We start from the raw sequence: 21,256 nt of genomic DNA on the forward strand, positions 1-21,256 counted from the left end.
GCCAGAAAGCAAATGAAACGACGTCCAATTGCCACCCTTAAAAATGAAATCGATGCCGTCCTCTTTGCTGGACGTATTCTCATGGAGTCAGGAGCCGAGGTATTCCGTATTGAAACCACCATGAACCATATTGCCGACTCTTTAGATATCGAACAATTCGAGGTTTACGTAGTCAATCAGGGCATTATCGCTTCAGGCACCAATCAACTAGGGTATCAAGAATCAAAAGTGATGAATGTTAATGAAACTGCCATGGATTTAGGTAAACTAGAAGCCGTCAATGCTCTTTCTAGAAGCCTGTCGAAAAAAAACAAGGTAACGCCCTCGTATGTCTTTCATCGTTTGGAAGAAATCAACAACAGTGTTTTATACTCTATCTGGACTATTTTGGCAGCCTACTTCTTTGGTGCCGGTGGCTTCTCTCTAGCATTGGGAAGTTCACCTATTGATTCTTTCACAGCTGCTATCGCTGGTCTTCTCGCTGGTTGGTTTATCCAAGTAGGATCTGCTCGAATTCACACCCCATTTCTAACCACTATCCTAGCTAGCTCGATAGTCAGTTTATCTGTCAACTTCTTCTATTTTCTTGGACTCGGAGAAACAAGAAGTATCATTATCTTAGGTGCCTTGATGATTATGGTACCAGGGGGGTTCTTCGTGAACGCCGTGCGAGAGATTTCTCACAATAATTTCTCAATCGGATTTACCCTACTAATGTCTGCCATCATGACCTGTATCTCCATTTCAGCTGGTGTAGCTGGAATGACCGAAATTCTCCCCTTCGCAGATCAAATGACAGGAACTTTCTCAACGGAAACAGTTACAGCGATTGGCTTTTTGCTAAGAACTCTTGCTGCAGGGATTGGCACGATTGCCTTTTCCATTACCTATAATGTTCCCAAACGCTATTTGCTGGATATCGGCATCATTGGTGCCGTCTCTTGGGTACTTTACCTGATTTTGAAAGAAAATTTCGGGATGGATATTATCGCTATTTTCATTCCCGGTCTCTTTGCCACTTTGGTATCAAAAATTCTAGCTGCTAGACGGAAGACACCTATGACTATTTTCCTAGCTACCAGCATGTTCCCTCTGATTCCCGGACTAAGTTTCTACCGCGGCATTTACTTCATGCTAACAGGTTCAAGCGAATTAGCTATGACACATATGAGAACATCCTTTGTAACAGCCTTCGCTATTACTATTGCTATTAGCATCATCCAGCAATTCCCCTTATCACTTTTTAAGAAGAAAAAAAAATAAACTGGTATCCAGTACCAGTGTCATTAAGTTAAGTAACCTATCACATTTTGTGGTAGGTTACTTTTTTCTATACTACACTAAAAAATATAGAAAATTTCAGATAACTTTTTGACTTTAGAACAAAAAAGACACCCAAGATTGAAATCTTGAATGTCTTGAAACGTTGATATATCGCTGATAATTAACGTTTTGAGAATTGTGATGCCTTGCGGGCTTTTTTGAGACCTGGCTTTTTACGTTCAACCATACGTGCGTCACGAGTAAGAAGTCCAGCGCGTTTCAATGAATCGCGGAAGTCTGGGTCTACTTGGAGAAGCGCACGTGCAATACCGTGACGGATCGCACCTGATTGACCACCGTATCCACCACCAATAACGTTTACGAAAACGTCGTAAGAGCCTTCAGTTGAAGTTACTGCAAATGGTTGGTTGATAACAAGACGAAGGTCTGCACGTGGAATGTACTCTTCTACATCTTTTTTGTTAACTGTGATTTTACCAGTACCTGGTACCAAACGAACGCGTGCAACCGCGTTTTTACGACGACCAGTACCTGCATATTGTGCTTGTGCCATGTTTATGTTGCTCCTTTCCTCTTAGATTAGATAAGTCCTGAGATGTCAAGTACTTCTGGTTGTTGAGCAGCATGTGTGTGCTCAGCGCCTGTGAAGACTTTCAATTTCATACCTTGTGCACGTCCAAGAGTGTTGTGTGGAAGCATGCCTTTAACTGATTTTTCGATCAAACGCACAGCGTTTTTAGAACGAAGTTCACCAGCAGAGATTTGTTTCAATCCACCTGGATACATTGAGTGAGTGTAGTAGATTTTATCAGTTGCTTTTTTACCAGTTAATTTAACTTTTTCAGCATTGATAACAATCACAAAATCACCTGTATCAGTGTGTGGTGTGAAAGTTGGTTTGTTTTTTCCGCGAAGTACGCTAGCAACTACTGCAGAAAGACGTCCAAGTGGCACATCTGTTGCGTCAACAACGTACCATTTACGTTCAACTTGGCCTGGTTTTGCCATGAAAGTTGTTTTGTTCATGATTTCTCCTATACGAATTCGTAATATTTGTTTACAAGTGCGGTGGGTGTTCCGTCCCACCAAAGGTATTTGGAAGGTTCCGGGGCCTTTCAAATGGGGTAAACAATACCGTTTAATATCATATCAAAAAACATCGATTAAAGTCAAGTGTTTTTTCTTTTTATTTCCAATTTACCTCGGACTTTTTTTAATGGTGAAAATAGCTAGCGTTCCAGGGCCGACATGAGCTGCAATAGCAGGTCCTAGAGGTAGCTGGATAACACGACTAACACCACTTTTGTCTAATAAGCACTCTTCTATTTTTTGAGCCCCTTCTGTGTCATCAGCATGGGCAACAACGACTGTCGTATCATCTAAATCTTGAAGAGACTTTTCAATCATCTCTCTAATCCCCTTTTTGCGTCCTCTTACTTTGGTTAAGGGTTCCAATTTCCCTTGACCGTTAATCCATAACAGTGGCTTGATATTGATCAAACTACCAATAAGAGCCGAGCTCTTTGAAAGACGACCTCCGCGCATCAAATGATAAAGATCGTCCACTAAAAAATGACTATACAAATAAGGGCTGATGGCTTTCATGTCTGTGACAACCTGATCTAATGACTGACCTTGATTACGTTTTTCAGCCGCTAGCATGACCAAAAACCCTTCGCCACCAGCCGCAGCTAAGGTATCGACAATCTCGATACGAGCCTCAGGGTATTCTTCTAAAATCATCTCGCGTGCCATCACTGCAGACTGATAAGTTCCTGACAATACTGACGAAAAAGCCATATATAAAAGGCTATTTCCTTTCTGAACTTCTTGGCGGAAGCAAGCTTCAAAAGTTCCAACATTGATTTGACTGGTTGTTGGCTTACTCCCAGTTTGCATAGCTGCTAATAACGCTTCTGACGTTATGCGATTATCTCCAACGGTCTCGTAAGTTATTCCGTCTAACCTAATCGTCAAGCCTAAAACTGTTACATCGTTGTCTTTGGCCCAGGTTTCATTAAGATCAGCAGTTGAGTCTGTTACAAGTTTAAAAGTCATTTCATTCTCTTTTCAAATATTTTGAACATCAAAGTTTTTTTTACATTATAACAAAAAAACCATCTAAAAGATAGTTTTCAAAATCTTCTACTTGAAATTTAGCCTCCCCTGCAATCAAGCAATTTACAACTCATCCAAAAGATTTTTCAATTTGGACAGCTGTTGGTCGTCCCATGGTCTCAACCTTGGTTTTTTAAGGTCAATGCTTTGCGACATCTTATCCAAATCAGATTTAACGGTATTGACACGCTCTTCTAACTCACGCGCTGACACTCGAAGCGCCCCTTGTGAAAAAATGGTCCATTGTTCGTTCAGATCACTGGTCGCCACTTCTACTAAGTGAATTGGATTGTTGAGCTCTGCCGCTAAACGCTCGATATAGCTATCTGCCGTCTCATCCTCCTCCGTGAAAATCACTTGAACCCTATATTGATCGTAACGCTGTCGTGTTCCTGGCACAAATTGAGCATCAAAAACACAAACGATATCCAAATGTTCAAAATTAGCATAATTATTGAGCTTACGCAAAAGCACATTTCGAGCATCATCCAGTTGATTTGTCTTAAAAAGCTGTCGTGTCTCCTGCCAAAAAGCAATCATATTATAACCGTCGACTAGGAGAATGCGTTTTTTTACCATCTTTTCTCCTTCTTATATTGCTTACATTTTGTTGCGGAAAACCTCGTACATGAGCACTGCTGCCGCGACACTGGCATTAAGGCTCTGCACATGCCCATCCATAGGGATAGTAATCATTTCATCCACTTGTTTTTTGATATTTTGGGAAATCCCCTTACCCTCATTACCGATAAGCAAAGCAAGTTTTCCACTAGTATTCCATTGGTGAGATGGAGTTCCATTCATATCCGTTCCAAAAATCCAGAAACCCGCTGCCTTGAGCTTATCAAGAGTTTGACTGAGGTTGGTCACACGAGCGATAGGAACGTGTTGAACCGCACCGGTAGAGGTTTTGGAAACCACTGGTGTTACGCCAACCGCACGGTGTTTAGGAATGATGACCCCGGTTACCCCAGTAGCATCCGCTGTTCGTAAGATAGAGCCAAAGTTGTGCGGATCGGTCAAGCCATCCAAAACCAAAACCAGAGGATTGTCCTGCGTTTCTGCCTTTTCAAGGATGTCATCTAACTCTGCATAGGCAAACTCAGAGACACGAAGAACAAAACCTTGATGAACAGCACCGCCAGTCATTTCGGATAGGCTTTTCTTTGGCGTCCAAGAAATAGATACTTTTTTCTTAGCCGCTAGAGCCTTAATATTATCAACATTTTTTCCTTTTAGATCATCTTGGATATAGAGTTTATTACCAGTATTGGCTTCTAAACTTTCAGTGACCGCATGGACGCCATAAACTATATCTTTATTTTCTAGTTCAGTAAGTTTTTCTTTCATATCACCATTATAGCATGGAAAGCAGGAAATAAGCATCCTCGAATAGTCACTCTGTGTTAAATTTACTAACCAAAGTAAGTATAAAACAGTTATTTCCGAACGATAACACCATTAAAAATCGATCATTTCGTTTTTGCTATCATAACAGGTACAAAAACAATGCATCTTATTGACATACAAAAACCGTTATGGTTTCATTCGAACTCTTTCATGACTTTCTCCTACCAAAGCCAGTTACAATAAAAGTGTTATACTAACATTAAGAGCAATTAACTTAAATAGATGGGAGTAATACCAATTGTTTCGCCTTTTAGTCATTATTGGATTCCTTGCCTATGTCGTCACAGGAATTTTACTTATCAAAAATCAATCTAAACTAGCCTTATCAAGACCATTAAAAATCTTGCTATTACTAATTTATCTGGTACTATTAGCTCTAATTGCTTATGCGTCAGTTTTTATTATCATGTTTGGTTACAATTCTTAATAAAAGCAATTACTAAAAAATATCGATTTCCAGGACCAGCTTGAACGTTGACAAACCTTCTAAACGATCAACCTTTAAAAATGTAGGACTTGATTATCAATTAAACAAACTCTTAGAACTGGTAATTTGGTACCCTTCTAAGAGTTTTTCTTCCCTAATAGAACATTAAGGAAACACTCTCTTCAAAACTTCTCCAACGGTTGAAACGCCAACAACCTGAATATTGTCTGGAACATCGATGCCTTGCAATGAATTTTTAGGAGCATAGATCTTGGTAAAACCCAGTTTAGCCGCTTCATTAATCCGTTGTTCGATACGAGTCACACGACGAATCTCACCAGTCAACCCAATTTCTCCGATAAAAGCTTCTTGTGGGCTAGTCGGTTTTTCTTTATAGCTAGAAGCAATAGCCACTGCGACTGCTAGGTCAATAGCTGGCTCATCTAACTTAACACCACCTGCTGACTTGAGGTAAGCATCCTGATTTTGCAAAAGCAAACCGCATCGTTTTTCAAGGACAGCCATAATCAAGCTCACTCGATTAAAATCAAGCCCCGTAGTCGTACGTTTAGCATTTCCAAAAACAGTCGGCGTCACAAGAGCCTGGACCTCTGCCAAAATCGGACGGGTCCCTTCCATAGTGACAACGATAGCTGAACCTGTTGCCCCATCCAAGCGCTCTTCCAGAAAGACCTGACTAGGATTGATAACTTCGACCAAACCGCCTGACTGCATCTCGAAAATGCCAATTTCATTTGTCGAACCAAAGCGATTTTTAACAGCACGCAGAATGCGAAAAGTATGATGACGCTCCCCTTCAAAATAAAGCACCGTGTCCACCATATGCTCCAGCATACGAGGTCCGGCTAAGGTTCCCTCTTTAGTGACATGTCCAACAATAAAGGTGGCAATATTATTGGTTTTAGCTAGGTTCATTAACTCCGCTGTTACTTCACGGACTTGCGAAACCGAGCCTTGCACACTAGAAATTTCTGGACTCATGATAGTTTGAATAGAGTCAATAATAAGGAAATCTGGATGCACCTTCTCGATTTCTGTGCGAATATGCTGCATATTAGTCTCAGCATAGAGGTAAAATTCATTGTCAATATCGCCTAAACGTTCACTACGCAATTTTATCTGCTCAGCTGACTCTTCTCCAGAAACGTAAAGGACTGTGCCTCGACTAGCTAACTGAGTTGATACTTGCAAAAGGAGCGTAGATTTCCCAATGCCAGGGTCGCCACCGATTAGAACAAGACTGCCTGGGACAACACCACCTCCTAGAACACGGTTAAATTCATCCATATCCGTTTTGGTGCGGGCATAATGGATGGAATCCACATCTTTTAACTTGGTGGGACGCGCCTTTTCTCCTGTCAGGCTAATGCGGGCATTTTTAACTTCTTGGACTTCCACTTCTTCGACAAATGAAGACCAAGCTGAACAGTTGGGGCAGCGGCCTAAGTATTTTGGTGAGTTATAACCACATTCTTGGCAAACAAAATTCGATTTTTTCTTTGCGATGATAAGCCTCCTTGACTATTTTCCTGTACTGCCGAAACCACCTGTTCTTGAACCAGTAGCGCTATCACCATCTACAACCAAGAATGGGGCGAAAACGCCTTGAACAATACGGTCTCCTTTTTCCAAACGAACAACTTGTTCAGAGATATTTTGCATTTGAGCAAAGATGTGACCCTCGTTGCCCTCGTTATTATAGTAGTCTCCATCAATAACACCAACAGAGTTGATTAAAACTAGACCTTTTTTTCGGGGATTTGATGAGCGGTCATAAAGATAGAGAACTTCGCCATCTTGCATGTAGGCTTTAACACCAGTCGGTACGAGCACAATCTCACCTGGTGCGATGATGGTTTCTTTTGCTACTTTCAAATCATAACCCGCAGCATGGGCTGTTTCTCGTTTAGGGAGAAGGTCAACTTGTCCTTCAAAGGCTGTTATTAATTCAAATCCACGTACTTTAGGCATTTTATCTTCCTTATCTTTAAAAATCGTCTATTCATTATAAAATATTCGAAAAACAAAAGCAAAAAATAGCCCAGTTAGAAAACTAACCGGGCTGCAAATGGATAACCGAGTTTAATCTTCCACTTTAATGTCTTCTGGAATTGCAAATGTTTTAGTGAGGAAGAAGCAAAGCGCCATACTGATAAGCGATACAAAAAAGTAGACTAAAAGTTGATGACCACTGTAGATGTACATAAGATATGACGGTAACACCGCAAGACCGTAAGAGTTTGATTGAATGTGGAAGAGAGAGAGAAGGGCTGCACCAAATCCAGATGAAATCAACATCATATAAAGAGGTCTCAAGTTATAGCGTAAGTGAAGCCCAAAGAGAACAGGTTCACTGACACCAAACAATTGTGACATGAAAGCCCCCATAACGGTTTGTTTCACTTTAGCACTCTTCGCTGAGGTATAGAAAGCCAAACAAGCACCCAGATTAGCAAAACCATACATAGCACAGAGGGTAATCAATTGGTTGAAACCTGTATTGGCAAGAAGTGATGTTTCAATAACCACATACATATGGTGCAGACCTGTAATAACTGCCAATGGGTAAGTGGCACCAACAAAGAAGCCACCAATACCAAAAGGAAGATTCATGAGCCCCTTAGTAAGAGCAATCAAGCCTGTTTCCAACCAGTGAACAATTGGAGCGAATCCCATCAAGGCAACGACAATCATAACCAACATAGTAATGAATGGTGTCAAAATCAAATCTAGCGAATTTGGCATGACTTTGCGCAATTTACGTTCCAATTTAGCACCAAGGAAACCTGTCAAAATAGCTGTCACAACTGACCCTTGTGCTCCCATGACGGGTAGAACACCACCGACCATAATCGCTTTTGCATCTCCAGAAGCAACTGCATAGGCATTAGGCAAAATGGGAGATACCAACATCAAACCAAGGACTAAGCCAATCATCGGTGTGCCGCCAAAAACGCGGAAGGCTGACATGGTAATCAAGGCTGGCAAGAAGCCAAATGCAGTATCCGTCAAAACACTGACCAATTGGTTAAGGTATGGCGGGAAGATTTCAGTTGAAAGTCCCATTAAGCCAAGGATATTATCATTAAAGACAACTCCTTTAACCCCTAAGAAAAGACCCGTTGCTGCGATAACAGGAACGATTGGTACAAAGATATCACCCAAGGTTCTCATCAAGGCTTTGACACCTTTTTCCTGTGATTTAACGTAGGCATCTTGTTCAGCTTTTGATTTGGTAGAGACATTCAAGGTTTCCACTTCTTCAAACACTTTATTAACAGTACCAGGACCCAGGATAATTTGATACTGACCGCTATTGTAGAAAGTACCTTTGACTTCGTCAATAGCTTCAACAGCTTTTGTATCAATACTCTCGTGGTCCTTAACAACTAACCGTAAGCGTGTTGCACAGTGGGTCGCAGATACAATATTATCTGCGCCAACTTCCTCAACAATCGCTTTTGCAATAGCATTATATTTATTTGTCATTTTAACTCCTCCAAAGCGACAGCCCCAAACGGACTCACTTTAATATAATCTTCTCCAATATACACTTCCGCTTGGTTAGCAAACAAAAGATGTACAGCAGCGTGTTCTACAGCTACTTTTTGTGGTTCACCACTTAAATTAATCACAAACAAAACGGACTTCTCAGAATTCTCCCGACGGTAAATAAAGACATCTTCAGTCCGACGTTCTGGGAAGGAAATGGTCCCATAATCTAGCACTTCTTGATTTTCTCCTTTGGCAAAAGCGATCATGTCTTTATAAAAATTCAAAACGCTGAATGGATCCTTCTCTTGATAGGCGACAGTTAAACTCTCATCACAATTAGCCAAGTCTAGCCAAGGTTGGTGTTTAGAAAAACCCATGTAACCTTTTGTTGACCAAGGCATTGGAACTCTTGAATTATCACGACTGCGGTAGTTAATCACTGCTAATGCCTCCTCTTTGCTCAAGCCTTCCTGCATACCACGATAATACTGGTCAATCGATGAAATATCGTCAAAGTCATCAATACTCTGACGTTCAAAATTCACCAAACCAAGTTCCTGACCCTGAAAAATAAATGACGTCCCTCGCAAGAAGAAATACAACATAGCTAAAGCCTTGACTGCCTCAGGCTTACGTGCTGACTGACCTAAATATTTACTTGCCGCACGGTTCTGGTCATGATTTTCAATGAAGGGGGCACCCCAACCGACTTTTTGAATTGCCAGCTGAGAATCTTCTAGATATTGATATAAGTCTGAAAGCGTCCAATCTACTGGAACAAACCACTCGCTACCACTTTTAACGTCCAAGTCTACATGTTTAAAATCAAAAATCATTGAGAAAAAGCCATTGTCACCGATAAAATCATCTAGCTGGTCATAGGAAACCCCAGGGGCTTCTGCTACTGTCACACAATCGTACTTGGCAAAACAACGCTCATTTAACTCATGAAGAAAGACTTCAATACCAGGTTGGTTGCGACTGACCTTGGTACATTTTGCCAAACCATCAACACCGTCTGGTTCAATGCTTTGAAAACTCAAATCTTTCTTGATAAAAGTGATTGCATCGACACGGAAACCGGCAATGCCAAGCTTTAACCACTGGTTAATCATTTGGTATATCTCTTCTCTTAATCGTGGATTTTCCCAATTAAGATCCGGCTGCTTCTTATGAAAACTGTGATAATAATAAACCTCTTCATCAGGAAGTTTTTCCCAGACAGACCCACCAAAGACGGAACGCCAATTGTTTGGTCTTTTAGTACCTTCCTTAAAAATGTAGTAGTCTCGATAAGGACTTTTGGGATTTTTCAAAGCTTCTTGAAACCAAATATGTTCATCCGAAGTATGGTTGACCACCAAGTCTAAAAGGATTTTGATGTTTTTTTCTTTTGCTTGTAAAATTAATTCTTTGACATCATCCAGACTACCAAAGTCCTCTTGAATGGCAAAATAATCTGAAATATCATAGCCATTATCTGCCATAGGTGATTTAAAAATCGGACAAACCCAAAGACTTGTTACACCCAAGTCTGCTAAATAGTCCAGGCGGTTAATGATACCACGGACATCTCCAATCCCGTCATTGTTGGAATCCTGAAAACTTTTGGGATAAATTTGATAGACAATCTCTGACTGCCACCATTTCTTTTCTAGCATGTTTTCCTCCTGTTTACGCTTACAAAAACATCATAATACAAGAAAAACCTTCAGACAAGACTTTCTGAAGGTTTAGGAAAACGGTTCAATTACGGAGCGCTTTTATCGCAATTGTAAAAATGCGTCAATTTAATTGTAATTTCAAATATAGCATTTCAACTGCTAATGTAAAGGAGGTGATGTGCGGTATAGGCATGAAACTATCAGAATAGAGGTTAGGAATGTAAAAACGTTCATCTGCTAAAATGGAGACTTCTTTAAAATCACTCAAAAGTGCCACAAAAATATTCTTCAACTCCTGTGGATTTTTCAAAACCAAAGGAAATTCCGCTAAGGAATCAATCTTGATCACAACCAGAACTGACGAAGACATCTGGTCAAAATGTTGCATCAGCGACGGGTCACTAGGTAAAATGATAATCACCTTCCCCAATGGGAAAAAAATGCGCTGCATGTCTTTGGCTAATCGCAACTCCAACTCCGACCTTGCGAGCAAAAAAATTTTTTCCGACGACTTAATAGCTTTGAAAAGTCGCGACGTATCATAATGATCAATATAATCTACCACTTGGTGATAGGTTTTTTTGAAATCTTCTCTTGCTAAACCTTTTTTATCAGGTTGAGCATAGAGCATACTCGCTTTCAATTCTGAGAAGCCTGTAAAACCAAGTTTTTGACAAAAACGAAAGATTGTTGTTGTGGATACATGGCATTCTTTAGCTAAAACCTGAATGGTTAATTGGTCAGGCTTCGAATAGTTTGTTAAGTATTGAAAAATCAACCAATCGTTATTGGAAAACTGATTAGCATATTGTTGGACACGTTCTTGTAAAGTCATCACAATACCCCCGTAGCTTGGCAATAATCATAAAATAGTTGATCGATAATAAAATAAAAAGTTGTGCTTAATTCATAAGTTCTTGTCGTTGGTGTAACGATAGATTCAGTGGGAACATAGAGTTGATAATCTGCTAACTTAGCCATACTGTTGTTAGAAGTCTGCGTCATCACCATGGTTTTAAGAATAGAACTACGACTATCTTTCAACATGGCGATAGCTTCACTTGATTCACCCTTATAGGATAATAGAAGCAATAAATCGTCAGGCTTAAATAGCGGTTTTAAATAGTCAAACTCTCCCCTATCAAAAAAGACCACAACCTGCTTCCCAACAGAAGTGAGTAGATGACGTAAGGACTCAACTTCCATTTTTTGAACATTTCCTGTTCCATACAGGTACAAAATGTCCGTTTCTTGTAGCAACTGAACATACAAGCTCAAATCCTGTTTTTCAAAAATTTGATCAATGTATCGGTGATAATTGTTAACAAGGGCTGAAAAATCTGACCTAGCAGACTTTGGCTTAGCCATTTCCTCTCGTAATAAGAACTTCAAAGCTGCAAAATTTGCGATTTCTAGTTTCTTGAGTAAGCGAGAAATGGATGATCTCGACACAAAACAGGCTTGCGCTAACTCCTGACTGGTCATTTGCTGAATATCAGCTATATGTTGATCTAAATAAGCTACGATTTCCCTATCTTGAATCGTCAATCGTTCATCAAATTTGTCTTTTCGCTCCAGCCAATTCATACTCCCTCCTCCAATCTTACCTTCTAACAAACATCATTAGTTAACAGCTATGTCTATCCAGACACCGACCGAGGTACCTCTCTTTTATTTATCCGGAATAACCTTAAATAAATAATAAGTGATAAATACTGTCAGTGCCACAAGCATGAATTTAATTGGTAACAAGGGAGCAAAATAAATCGAAATCCCCATTAACAAATAGATTTGCCAAATTATCTTTTTCTTGCGTTCTTTAGCAATACTTTTGGTTTCTGCATAATCTGCAACATAAAAGTTATAAATCTTACTATTTCGAAGCCAAATCTCAAACGTTTTAGAACTGCGAGCAAAACAAAATCCTGCCAATAGTAACAAGGGGGTTGTCGGTATGATAGGAAGAACAATACCAGCAATACCTACCACTAAGCTAAAGCAACCCACAATCAAATAAAATAGTTTTTTCATAGCACCTTATATTGTACCAAAACTTCTTAACTTTCATAAGATTGATTGTCTAATAAGGCACAAACATAACGGTTGATAGGCTCTGCCATTTTAGGGATTTGATATTGACTTTTTTTACCGTAAACGTTATCATTAGAATGTGAATTATTTTATATTTTTTACCAGAAAATTAAGGAGAATCCTATGAAACTTATCGGACTGGTGGGGACTAATTCCTCTAAATCAACCAACCGCAAGCTTTTACAGTACATTGAAAAACACTTTGCTGATAAAGCAGATATTGAACTTATTGAAGTTAAAGATTTACCAACCTTTAATAAACCTGCAGATAAGAAACTTCCCGAAAGTGTTCTAGAAATGGCAGCCAAAATCGAAGAAGCTGATGGTGTGATTATTGGTACACCAGAATATGACCACTCAATCCCAGCTGTTCTTATGAACGCTTTAGCTTGGTTGTCATACGGCATCTTCCCACTTCTTAACAAGCCTGTTATGATCACTGGTGCTTCTTATGGAACACTCGGTTCATCACGCGCTCAATTGCAACTTCGTCAAATCCTTAATGCTCCTGAGTTAAAAGCCAATGTGCTTCCAGATGAATTCCTTCTTTCACACTCATTACAAGCTTTTGACGCCGAAGGTAATCTCTTTGATTTGGAAACCATCCAAAAATTGGATGCTATCTTCGATGATTTCCGTCTCTTTGTTAAAATTGCCGGAAAACTTTCAAGTGCCAAATCATTGTTGCACAAAGAAGCTGAAAATTTTGACTGGGAAAGTCTAAGCTAAGCGGGAGGAAATCACTATGAAATTTGTAGGTATTGTCGGATCGAATGCAGACCAATCATACAACCGTATGCTTTTGCAATTCATCCAACGTCACTTTAAAATTAAATTTGAACTTGAAGTTCTTGAAATCAAAGATGTGCCGATGTTTAACCAAGATGACGATCAGTCTGAAAACTTTGCACTTCGCTACCTTTATAATAAAATCACACGTGCTGATGGGGTCATCATCGCCACACCAGAGCACAACCATACGATCACACCTGCCCTCAAAAGCACTTTAGAGTGGCTATCATTTGGGGACCTCCATCCATTTGAAAACAAACCAGTTATGATTGTCGGCGCTTCATACTATGACCAAGGAACATCACGCGCTCAAGTTCACTTGCGTAAAATCCTTGATGCACCAGGTGTTAATGCTTATGCCCTTCCAGGTAATGAATTCTTGCTTGGTAAAGCTAAAGAAGCCTTCGATGATGATGGTAACCTTATCAACCAAGGAACTATTGACTTCTTAGGTTCTTGTTTGGATAATTTCATCAAATACGTAGGAGTTGTGAAACAATTGCAAAAACCAAAACCAATTGAACCTGAAGATTTGTACGCTACCAATCCAATTAAAACGACCATCCAGGGTATCGATCCTGATGATCCAGATTGGCTGGACAAAGCAGCTGCTCAAGTCAATGCAGTTGAAGGTGATACTTATGTCAAATTGGATAATGGACTTTTGACAGTCGATCAATTAAACATGTTCCTTAACGCTATGCCATTTGAATTGACATATGCCGATGATAACAACCAATTCTTGTACTACAACAACCAACATCAAGAAGCATCAACTATGCTTGGTAAACGTGTTCGCGAACAAGTTGGTAATCGTTTGGCAACTGTTCATGATACCCTTCCTCCTGCACGTATGAAGAATGTTGAATGGGTTGTTGGAAGCCTTCGCAACGGTAATGAAGAATACGTTCGTACCATTGTTCCGGGTACTCCACCTGAAATCATCAACACCCATAACTATCAGGCTATGTACTATCCAGACGGTTCTTACGCTGGTATCAACGAAATCATTTTTAACTTCAAACCATGGTTAGATTGGTACCTACAAGCAACTGGGCAACACCTCGCGGGTGGTAAGGCTCCTGCTGGGCATGCTGCTACTTCTGCTGACGCTACGTCTGGCGCTTCAGATGCTGGTGGGCATGACGAAGCTCCTGCAGCCACAGAGGCAGATGCTACTTCTGGAGCATCTGAAAGCTAAGAATCCCCTAAAAACGGGAAGGCAAGCTTCCCGTTTTCTTTAGGCTCTAAATCTTTGTAATATAAATCACAAAAAAAGGAAACTATTTATGTCACAATTTAAAGATAAAGTCATTGCTGCCTGTGCCAAAAAAGAGGCACTCTTTAGCGAAAGCCTCGGCCGTTACGCTCTTCGCTCCATGTTTGCTGGTGCTTTCTTAACCATGACCACTGCCGTTGGTATTATTGGTGCTGATGCCATTTCAAGTCAATTTCCTGCTCTCGCCAAGTTTGTCTTTACTTTTATTTTTGCAATCGGTTTGGTCTACGTTCTCATCTTTAACGGTGAATTAGCCACTTCAAATATGATGTATCTCACAACCGGTGCCTACTACAAGGTTATCAGTTGGAAAAAAGTTGTCACTATCCTTCTTTATTGCACCATTTTTAACTTGGTTGGTGCTGTTATCTTGGCTTGGCTCTTTAACCAATCCTACGCATTTAACCAGCTTACAGAACAATCCTTCGTTATCAACACTGTTCAAACAAAACTAGCTAAAGATAACTGGATGGCATTCATTGAAGGTATTACTGCCAATATGTTTGTTAACATCGCCATTCTAGGTTACATGCTCCTAAAAGAAGAATCTGCTAAATTCTTCGTCGTGGTGTCAGCTATCTTTATGTTCGTCCTTATCTCAAACGAACACTTGATTGCAAATTTTGCCTCATTCATGTTAGCTGGATTTAGCCCTGTTGACCAAATCAAAGGCTTTGATTTGCTAAATATCATCCGTCAATGGGTCGTGGTCTTCTTTGGTAACTGGATCGGTGGCGGACTCTTCATCGGTATCGCCTATGGTTGGTTGAATAAAAGCCAAACAAAACACGTTGACTAAAACGATAAGCCTTAAGAAGATTGAAAAATCTTCTTTTCTTTTGTCCTTTTTTAGAGGTGATATGGTAAAATAATGGCTATGAATACTTTGGTTTTCCAATTATCCAAAACAGCTATCCAAAATCTCGTTGAGCAGCTATCCGCTTATCAAACAAGTAACCATAATCCTTATGTCACCTTTGCAGCTAAATATATGAACGCAACCTTTTTAGCCTATACTTCAGGTAAAGTTGTGATTCAAGGCAATGGTGCGCGGGATTTGGCAAGTTATCTCAAATTAGAAGCAAATCATACTAAAAGCACCATACCCCAAAATCCTCTTAAACTAGGTCAAAATCGACCAATGATTGGGACTGATGAGGTAGGAAACGGTTCCTATTTTGGAGGACTTGCTGTGGTGGCCAGTTTTGTCAAACCCGAAGATCACGACTTTCTAAAATCGCTCGGCGTCGATGATTCTAAAAAAATGACAGATCAAAAAATCCAAGCCATTGCCCCTCTTTTGGAAGAAAAAATTCCTCACCAAGCCCTACTATTGTCTCCTCAGAAATACAATCAGGTGGTTGGAAAAGGTTTGAAACACAATGCTGTGTCAGTCAAAGTTGCCTTACATAATCAGGCTATTTTTCTTCTCCTTCAAAAAGGGATTCAAGCAGATCACATTGTCATCGACGCCTTCACGTCGCCAAGTAATTACCAGAAGTACGTTTCCAAAGAGCATAATCAAGTCGCACAGGCCATTACCTTGGAGGAAAAAGCTGAGGGCAACTATCTGGCTGTCGCTGTCTCATCCATTATAGCTAGAGCGATCTTTCTAGAAAACCTCAAAACCTTGGGTGAAGATGTGGGATTTCAATTGCCGAGCGGTGCTTCTGCCAAGTCTGATAAAGTAGCCAGTCAGCTACTAGCTGCTTATGGGATGGAAAGCCTAGCCTACACTGCCAAACTACACTTTGCTAACACCAAAAAAGCACAAGCTTTACTAAAAAAATGAAGGAATTATCATGAAACGTTTTATTAAAGAATGGGGATTATTTACTCTATTTCTAATGGTCTTTTTCGTGACCCGTTGGTTAATCTGGTTCTTTGTTACCGTCGACGGACACTCAATGGACCCAACTTTGGCCGACCGCGAAAAATTGCTAGTGGTAAAAACAGCAACCATCGATCGCTTCGATATGGTAGTTGCTGAAGAAGTAGAAAATGGAACAAAAAAACAAATCGTCAAGCGCGTCGTTGGTATGCCAGGTGATACCATTACCTATAAAAATGACAAGCTTTACGTTAACAATAAGGAAACAAAGGAAACTTATCTCACTGACTACAAGAAACGCTACAAAAAGGATAAGCTTCAAAAAACATACTCTTATAACCCCTACTTCCAATCCTTAGCGCAAGCAAGCGATGCCTTCACTCAAGATAATTCGGGCAAGACAAGCTTTACCGTTAAGGTACCTAAAGACCAATACTACCTTCTAGGTGACGACCGTATTGTATCTAAGGATAGCCGAGCTGTTGGAACCTTTAAGAAAGATACAATTGTTGGTGAAGTCAAATTCCGTTACTGGCCTTTTACTAAAATTGGTACTTTGAAATAAACTACTAAGAGGCAGGACTTCCGTCCCAGCCTCTTTTTCTACTAAACACAAAGGAAACGACATGACAAGTTACTTTTCTGGCACAATAGACCGCATTATCTTTGAAAATGCTAGCAACTTTTTTAAAATTTTACGACTTGAAATTGACGATACTAATAGTGATTTTGACGATTTTGATATTATCATAACAGGAACCATCGGCGATGTCGTCGAAGGTGACACTTATACTTTTTGGGGAGAGTTGGTACAGCACCCCAAATATGGCCAACAGCTCAAGGCAGACCGTTATGAACGAGCAAAGCCAACAGCATCAGGGCTCATCAAGTACTTTTCTAGTGACCATTTCAAAGGAATTGGTCGAAAGACAGCCGAGAAAATTATCGCTATCTATGGCGAAGATCCTATTGATAAGATTTTAGAAGATCCCAGTCAACTGGAGAATATTGCAGGATTATCAAAAGTCAACCGTGAGAGTTTTGTTGCTAAACTGAAACTCAATTACGGCACCGAGCAAGTCTTGACCAAACTAGCCAAGTACGGTCTATCGTCGAAACTTGCCCTCCAGGTCTTTAATCAGTATCAGGATCAAAGTCTTGCTATTGTTGAGGAAAATCCTTACCAGTTAGTTGAGGATATCCAAGGGATTGGTTTTAAAATAGCCGATCAACTAGCGGAACAATTAGGGATTGCTGCTGACGCTACCCAGCGATATCGAGCAGGAATTATCCACACCCTAACAGAAAACTCTATCCAAACTGGGAACACTTATACTGAAGCTCGCGAACTTCTAGAGATGACCCTTTATCTGCTAGAATCTAGCCGTCAAATTGAATTAGAACCAAGTCTGGTTGCTGCTGAATTAACCCATTTAATTGAAGAAGATAAAATCCAAACCATCGGCACCAAGGTTTTCGACAACACCCTTTATTATGCTGAAGAAGGTGTCTACAAACATCTAAGGCGGTTATTAAATAATGATGAAAAACCTCGTTTTCCACAAGACACCATCGCTAAAGAAATTGAGCGCATCCAAGCAAGCCTAAACATCACTTACGATGACATTCAAAAAGAAGCTATCGCTAAAGCCCTTACCAATCGTGTTTTTATCTTAACTGGAGGACCTGGTACGGGAAAGACAACGGTTATCAATGGGATTATTGAAGCCTATGGCAATCTTCATCAGATTGATACCCACAAAAACGAGCCTCCGATTCTTCTAGCTGCTCCTACTGGTCGGGCTGCGCGTCGGATGAATGAACTAACAGGGCTACCTTCTGCCACTATCCATAGACACTTAGGCTTGACTGGGGATAACGATGACTACCAGACTTTGGATGATTATTTAGATGCTGATTTAATCATTGTGGATGAATTTTCCATGGTGGATACTTGGTTGGCTAACCAACTCCTAAGCGCTATTTCTGCTCGAAGTCAGCTTATTATCGTCGGAGATAGCGACCAACTCCCATCTGTTGGACCCGGACAAGTTTTAGCGGATTTATTAAAGGTTCAAGAATTACCCCAGGTTCGTCTAGAGAAAATTTTCCGTCAAACTGATGATTCTACTATCGTCACTTTGGCGAGTCAGATGCGCCAAGGGCAACTTCCAAATGATTTCACAGAAAAAAAAGCGGATCGCTCCTACTTTGAAGCACAAGCTTTCCACATTCCTCAAATGGTGACTAAAATCGTCTCCTCAGCAGTCAAAAGTGGTATTCATCCACAAGAAATTCAGATTCTGGCTCCCATGTACAAGGGAGACGCTGGCATCAACAACCTCAACAACCTGGTACAAAATCTTCTAAATCCACTCGACGATGGTCTAGCATTTACCTTTAACGACCAACAGTTTAGACAAAATGATAAGGTCTTACATCTCGTCAATGATGCTGAAAGCAATGTCTTCAATGGCGATATCGGCTATATCACCGATCTACTCCCTGCCAAATACACAGATAGCAAACAAGATGAAATCACCATCCAATTCGATGCCACTGAAGTGGTCTATCCTCGTAATGAATGGGGTAAAATCACGCTAGCTTATGCCATGTCTATCCATAAATCACAAGGAAGTGAGTTCCAAGTGGTTATCCTTCCCATCACGCGCCAAAGCGGCCGCATGCTACAACGTAATCTCGTTTATACAGCAATCACTCGCTCAAAAAGCAAACTCATCCTCTTAGGCGAAGTAGCCGCCTTTGATAAGGCTGTCCATACAGAAGGTGCCGTCCGCCAAACGTGGTTGGTTCAACGGTTCCAAAACGAGGACAGCTCAAACCAAGTTGTGCACAAGTTATCAACAGATATAGAACAAAAAGTTCACGAAAATGGGGATAGAGGCCCCTCTTCTCCCCTTCAAGATAACACTAAATCGCTTGATAATACTGCCTTTCCAGAAGAGTCCACAAGTTATCAACAAGTTGTGGATAAGGATGTTAATAAACCTATGGATAAGGTGGAAAACTATCGTTTAACAGTTGATAATCTGTTGAGCATTGATCCTATGATTGGGATTACCGAAGAAGACCTCAAGCTATTTTTTAAGACAAACAATAAGAGCTAATCACGAAAATGATTGGCTCTTTGTTTTAAAATAAAGAGGTTTCAACACTCATACCATCCCGCAATCCTGTCACAGTCACCCCTAAAAGCCTAATGCCAGACGATTGGTTTTCCAATTCATCATAGATACGGTGAGCTTCTTGTTCAATCACTTCAAAAGATTGGCTAGCTTCAGCTAAAGTGTGTCGTTTGGTCAAGGTCGTGAAATCAGCATAACGAACTTTGATGACAACCACTTTTCCCAACTTTTCATGTTTAATTAGTGTGTCAGCAACACGCCGAGCATTTTTCGATAGCTCCACTTTGATGTCTTCCTCATTATAGAGTAGTTTTCCATACGTTCGCTCACTTCCAACTGATTTACGAATACGATTGGGCTTAACGCTAGTATTAGAAATCCCCCTTGCCTTGCGATACAAATCATAGCCGAAACGCCCAAAATGATCAATTAAAGTCATCTCTGACAGGGCTAGTAAATCCTTACCTGTCTTAACATCCAACTTGTGTAATTTTGCTACCGTTTTTTCCCCAACGCCGTGAAATTTCTCAATGGGTAGTGTCTCTAAGAAAGCCTGCGCATCTTCTGGTAAAATCAAAGTCAGGCCAGCTGGTTTCTGAAAATCAGAAGCCAGTTTTGCTAAGAATTTATTGTAAGAAACACCAGCTGAACAAGTTAGATGCAGTTCATTCCAAATATCATGTTGAATGAGCTTGGCTATCTTAACAGCTGACTTTAGGTTAAGCTTATTATCCGTCACATCTAAGTACGCCTCATCAATCGACATTGGTTCTACCAAATCAGTATAACGTTTAAAAATATCACGGATTTGTCTGCCAACCTCTCGATACTTGGCGTAATTCCCAGAAATAAAGATAGCTTGTGGACATCGCTCGTACGCTTCTTTCGAACTCATCGCTGAGTGAATTCCAAACGCTCTAGCCTCATAAGAACAAGTAGATACCACACCGCGACCACCAGTTTCCCTCGGATCCTTAGCAATGACAACCGGTTTACCCTTCAGGTCAGGATTATCACGCACTTCTACGGCAGCAAAAAAAGCATCCATGTCAATATGGATGATTTTTCGGCTGGTATCATTGACAAGTGGAAATATTAGCATAAACTCCCCCTTCTGTCATAAAAACCATGGTTGACTATCCTGAACGGCGCTGCGCCTGCCCTTCCTCTTTTATTGCATGAGAAAGTAGCTAACTGACATCTGTGCACTACCACCCTATCAAAAGCTAATTAGAATGACTAGGACGATAAGATCGCCACATCTTTCACGACTTGGGAGCTATCAAGACATTCTAAAAACATCTAAAACCGTCTTGCTTGCCCCCAAAATGATTAGTACCATTCCCCAAAAACTGGAAAGACTTCCTGAAGCGATCGAGATAAAATAAAGGCCAGCTCCCAAAATCATTAAAAAAGGATTTAGCAAGAGCTCATACTTCCCAGCATCTCGGGAAACGGTAGACCAGAGACTAATGGAACGTAGTAAACTAATCCCAAAAATGACTAAGCTACCTATTAGGCCGCTAAAAAAAGACCAAGCGACAAAATGATTTTCTAAACGAACAGACGAAACAAAAAGTCCAAAGCTATACAAAATGACTGCAAGAGCTAACAGACCAAGACTGATCATAATCGCATAGAGCTGACCCTTTTTCCAAAACGTGGGGGATAATTCTTTAAGCAATAGCATTACTTCCT

The 21,256-nt window shown here is 40.4% G+C and carries 21 protein-coding genes; 7 read left to right on the forward strand and 14 right to left on the reverse strand.

Annotation, left to right across the window (positions count from 1 at the left end):
- The first annotated feature begins 12 nt into the window (after positions 1-12).
- Positions 13-1,263, forward strand: a complete 1,251-nt coding sequence (locus ABP870_RS02750; protein ID WP_350013957.1) for a threonine/serine exporter family protein — start codon at positions 13-15, stop codon at positions 1,261-1,263.
- A 181-nt stretch (positions 1,264-1,444) separates the two neighbouring features.
- On the opposite strand, the gene rpsI is transcribed toward ABP870_RS02750, so the two are convergent.
- The 12 genes from rpsI to ABP870_RS02810 all read right to left on the reverse strand — a co-directional run bounded on the left by rpsI (position 1,445) and on the right by ABP870_RS02810 (position 12,450).
- The gene (rpsI, locus tag ABP870_RS02755) at positions 1,445-1,837 is read right to left on the reverse strand and encodes a 30S ribosomal protein S9 (protein WP_062711625.1); all 393 of its coding nucleotides are present in this window, start codon (positions 1,835-1,837) and stop codon (positions 1,445-1,447) included.
- 26 nt (positions 1,838-1,863) lie between these two features.
- A complete protein-coding gene (rplM, locus tag ABP870_RS02760) occupies positions 1,864-2,310 on the reverse strand; it encodes a 50S ribosomal protein L13 (RefSeq protein WP_018380541.1) in 447 nt (148 codons plus the stop codon).
- A 171-nt stretch (positions 2,311-2,481) separates the two neighbouring features.
- Positions 2,482-3,342, reverse strand: a complete 861-nt coding sequence (locus ABP870_RS02765) for a DegV family protein (RefSeq protein ID WP_350013958.1) — start codon at positions 3,340-3,342, stop codon at positions 2,482-2,484.
- Between the two features lie 123 nt (positions 3,343-3,465).
- Positions 3,466-3,981, reverse strand: a complete 516-nt coding sequence (locus ABP870_RS02770) for an NYN domain-containing protein (protein WP_350013959.1) — start codon at positions 3,979-3,981, stop codon at positions 3,466-3,468.
- 21 nt (positions 3,982-4,002) lie between these two features.
- Positions 4,003-4,752 (reverse strand): 23S rRNA (guanosine(2251)-2'-O)-methyltransferase RlmB, encoded by a 750-nt coding sequence (gene rlmB / locus ABP870_RS02775; protein ID WP_350013960.1) that lies wholly within the window; start codon positions 4,750-4,752, stop codon positions 4,003-4,005.
- 652 nt (positions 4,753-5,404) lie between these two features.
- Positions 5,405-6,766 (reverse strand): DNA repair protein RadA, encoded by a 1,362-nt coding sequence (radA, locus tag ABP870_RS02780; RefSeq protein WP_350014011.1) that lies wholly within the window; start codon positions 6,764-6,766, stop codon positions 5,405-5,407.
- Positions 6,767-6,781: 15 nt separating this feature from the next.
- Positions 6,782-7,231 (reverse strand): dUTP diphosphatase, encoded by a 450-nt coding sequence (locus ABP870_RS02785; RefSeq protein ID WP_350013961.1) that lies wholly within the window; start codon positions 7,229-7,231, stop codon positions 6,782-6,784.
- A 111-nt stretch (positions 7,232-7,342) separates the two neighbouring features.
- Positions 7,343-8,749, reverse strand: a complete 1,407-nt coding sequence (locus ABP870_RS02790) for a PTS transporter subunit EIIC (RefSeq protein WP_350013962.1) — start codon at positions 8,747-8,749, stop codon at positions 7,343-7,345.
- Complete coding sequence (locus tag ABP870_RS02795; protein WP_350013963.1) at positions 8,746-10,416, reverse strand: alpha-glucosidase; 1,671 nt, start codon at positions 10,414-10,416, stop codon at positions 8,746-8,748. The genes ABP870_RS02790 and ABP870_RS02795 overlap by 4 nt, the downstream gene beginning before the upstream one ends.
- A 124-nt stretch (positions 10,417-10,540) precedes the next feature.
- A complete protein-coding gene (locus ABP870_RS02800; RefSeq protein ID WP_350013964.1) occupies positions 10,541-11,254 on the reverse strand; it encodes a MurR/RpiR family transcriptional regulator in 714 nt (237 codons plus the stop codon).
- Positions 11,254-12,006, reverse strand: coding sequence for a MurR/RpiR family transcriptional regulator (locus ABP870_RS02805; protein WP_350013965.1), 753 nt, complete (start codon positions 12,004-12,006; stop codon positions 11,254-11,256). Before ABP870_RS02805 ends, ABP870_RS02800 begins: the two co-directional genes overlap by 1 nt.
- An 84-nt stretch (positions 12,007-12,090) precedes the next feature.
- Positions 12,091-12,450 (reverse strand): YbaN family protein, encoded by a 360-nt coding sequence (locus ABP870_RS02810; protein ID WP_350013966.1) that lies wholly within the window; start codon positions 12,448-12,450, stop codon positions 12,091-12,093.
- 183 nt (positions 12,451-12,633) lie between these two features.
- On the opposite strand from ABP870_RS02810, the gene ABP870_RS02815 reads away from it, so the two are divergent.
- The 6 genes from ABP870_RS02815 (at position 12,634) to recD2 (ending at position 19,540) form a co-directional block, all read left to right on the forward strand.
- Positions 12,634-13,239 carry an NADPH-dependent FMN reductase gene (locus ABP870_RS02815; protein WP_350013967.1) on the forward strand — a complete coding sequence of 202 codons (606 nt, stop codon included), beginning with the start codon at positions 12,634-12,636 and terminating at the stop codon, positions 13,237-13,239.
- A gap of 16 nt (positions 13,240-13,255) precedes the next feature.
- Positions 13,256-14,503, forward strand: coding sequence for an NAD(P)H-dependent oxidoreductase (locus tag ABP870_RS02820; RefSeq protein WP_350013968.1), 1,248 nt, complete (start codon positions 13,256-13,258; stop codon positions 14,501-14,503).
- 88 nt (positions 14,504-14,591) lie between these two features.
- Entirely contained in the window at positions 14,592-15,380 is a 789-nt protein-coding gene (locus tag ABP870_RS02825; protein ID WP_350013969.1) for a formate/nitrite transporter family protein, read from the forward strand.
- A 78-nt stretch (positions 15,381-15,458) separates the two neighbouring features.
- Positions 15,459-16,373 (forward strand): ribonuclease HIII, encoded by a 915-nt coding sequence (gene rnhC / locus ABP870_RS02830; protein WP_350014012.1) that lies wholly within the window; start codon positions 15,459-15,461, stop codon positions 16,371-16,373.
- A 10-nt stretch (positions 16,374-16,383) separates the two neighbouring features.
- Positions 16,384-16,977, forward strand: coding sequence for a signal peptidase I (gene lepB, locus ABP870_RS02835; RefSeq protein ID WP_350013970.1), 594 nt, complete (start codon positions 16,384-16,386; stop codon positions 16,975-16,977).
- A 61-nt stretch (positions 16,978-17,038) separates the two neighbouring features.
- A complete protein-coding gene (gene recD2 / locus ABP870_RS02840; protein ID WP_350013971.1) occupies positions 17,039-19,540 on the forward strand; it encodes an SF1B family DNA helicase RecD2 in 2,502 nt (833 codons plus the stop codon).
- Between the two features lie 25 nt (positions 19,541-19,565).
- Here the strand turns inward: recD2 and dinB are convergent, their stop codons facing one another.
- Together dinB and ABP870_RS02850 are read right to left on the reverse strand one after the other, a co-directional pair.
- Positions 19,566-20,660 carry a DNA polymerase IV gene (dinB, locus tag ABP870_RS02845; protein WP_350013972.1) on the reverse strand — a complete coding sequence of 365 codons (1,095 nt, stop codon included), beginning with the start codon at positions 20,658-20,660 and terminating at the stop codon, positions 19,566-19,568.
- Between the two features lie 180 nt (positions 20,661-20,840).
- A complete protein-coding gene (locus ABP870_RS02850) occupies positions 20,841-21,248 on the reverse strand; it encodes a hypothetical protein (RefSeq protein WP_350013973.1) in 408 nt (135 codons plus the stop codon).
- Positions 21,249-21,256: the final 8 nt, after the last annotated feature.

Origin of the sequence: Streptococcus jiangjianxini (assembly GCF_040225085.1) — a bacterium.
GTDB classification, from domain to species: domain Bacteria; phylum Bacillota; class Bacilli; order Lactobacillales; family Streptococcaceae; genus Streptococcus; species Streptococcus jiangjianxini.

Coding starts and splice junctions, on each gene's coding strand:
- ABP870_RS02825 (WP_350013969.1), top strand. CDS start 14,592: ATGTCACAATTTAAAGATAAAGTCATTGCTGCCTGTGCCAAAAAAGAG.
- ABP870_RS02790 (WP_350013962.1), bottom strand. CDS start 8,749: ATGACAAATAAATATAATGCTATTGCAAAAGCGATTGTTGAGGAAGTT.
- ABP870_RS02800 (WP_350013964.1), bottom strand. CDS start 11,254: ATGACTTTACAAGAACGTGTCCAACAATATGCTAATCAGTTTTCCAAT.
- ABP870_RS02795 (WP_350013963.1), bottom strand. CDS start 10,416: ATGCTAGAAAAGAAATGGTGGCAGTCAGAGATTGTCTATCAAATTTAT.
- ABP870_RS02810 (WP_350013966.1), bottom strand. CDS start 12,450: ATGAAAAAACTATTTTATTTGATTGTGGGTTGCTTTAGCTTAGTGGTA.
- recD2 (WP_350013971.1), top strand. CDS start 17,039: ATGACAAGTTACTTTTCTGGCACAATAGACCGCATTATCTTTGAAAAT.
- rpsI (WP_062711625.1), bottom strand. CDS start 1,837: ATGGCACAAGCACAATATGCAGGTACTGGTCGTCGTAAAAACGCGGTT.
- rplM (WP_018380541.1), bottom strand. CDS start 2,310: ATGAACAAAACAACTTTCATGGCAAAACCAGGCCAAGTTGAACGTAAA.
- ABP870_RS02820 (WP_350013968.1), top strand. CDS start 13,256: ATGAAATTTGTAGGTATTGTCGGATCGAATGCAGACCAATCATACAAC.
- ABP870_RS02770 (WP_350013959.1), bottom strand. CDS start 3,981: ATGGTAAAAAAACGCATTCTCCTAGTCGACGGTTATAATATGATTGCT.
- ABP870_RS02815 (WP_350013967.1), top strand. CDS start 12,634: ATGAAACTTATCGGACTGGTGGGGACTAATTCCTCTAAATCAACCAAC.
- rlmB (WP_350013960.1), bottom strand. CDS start 4,752: ATGAAAGAAAAACTTACTGAACTAGAAAATAAAGATATAGTTTATGGC.
- ABP870_RS02805 (WP_350013965.1), bottom strand. CDS start 12,006: ATGAATTGGCTGGAGCGAAAAGACAAATTTGATGAACGATTGACGATT.
- lepB (WP_350013970.1), top strand. CDS start 16,384: ATGAAACGTTTTATTAAAGAATGGGGATTATTTACTCTATTTCTAATG.
- rnhC (WP_350014012.1), top strand. CDS start 15,459: ATGAATACTTTGGTTTTCCAATTATCCAAAACAGCTATCCAAAATCTC.
- ABP870_RS02750 (WP_350013957.1), top strand. CDS start 13: ATGAAACGACGTCCAATTGCCACCCTTAAAAATGAAATCGATGCCGTC.
- ABP870_RS02785 (WP_350013961.1), bottom strand. CDS start 7,231: ATGCCTAAAGTACGTGGATTTGAATTAATAACAGCCTTTGAAGGACAA.
- ABP870_RS02765 (WP_350013958.1), bottom strand. CDS start 3,342: ATGACTTTTAAACTTGTAACAGACTCAACTGCTGATCTTAATGAAACC.
- dinB (WP_350013972.1), bottom strand. CDS start 20,660: ATGCTAATATTTCCACTTGTCAATGATACCAGCCGAAAAATCATCCAT.
- ABP870_RS02850 (WP_350013973.1), bottom strand. CDS start 21,248: ATGCTATTGCTTAAAGAATTATCCCCCACGTTTTGGAAAAAGGGTCAG.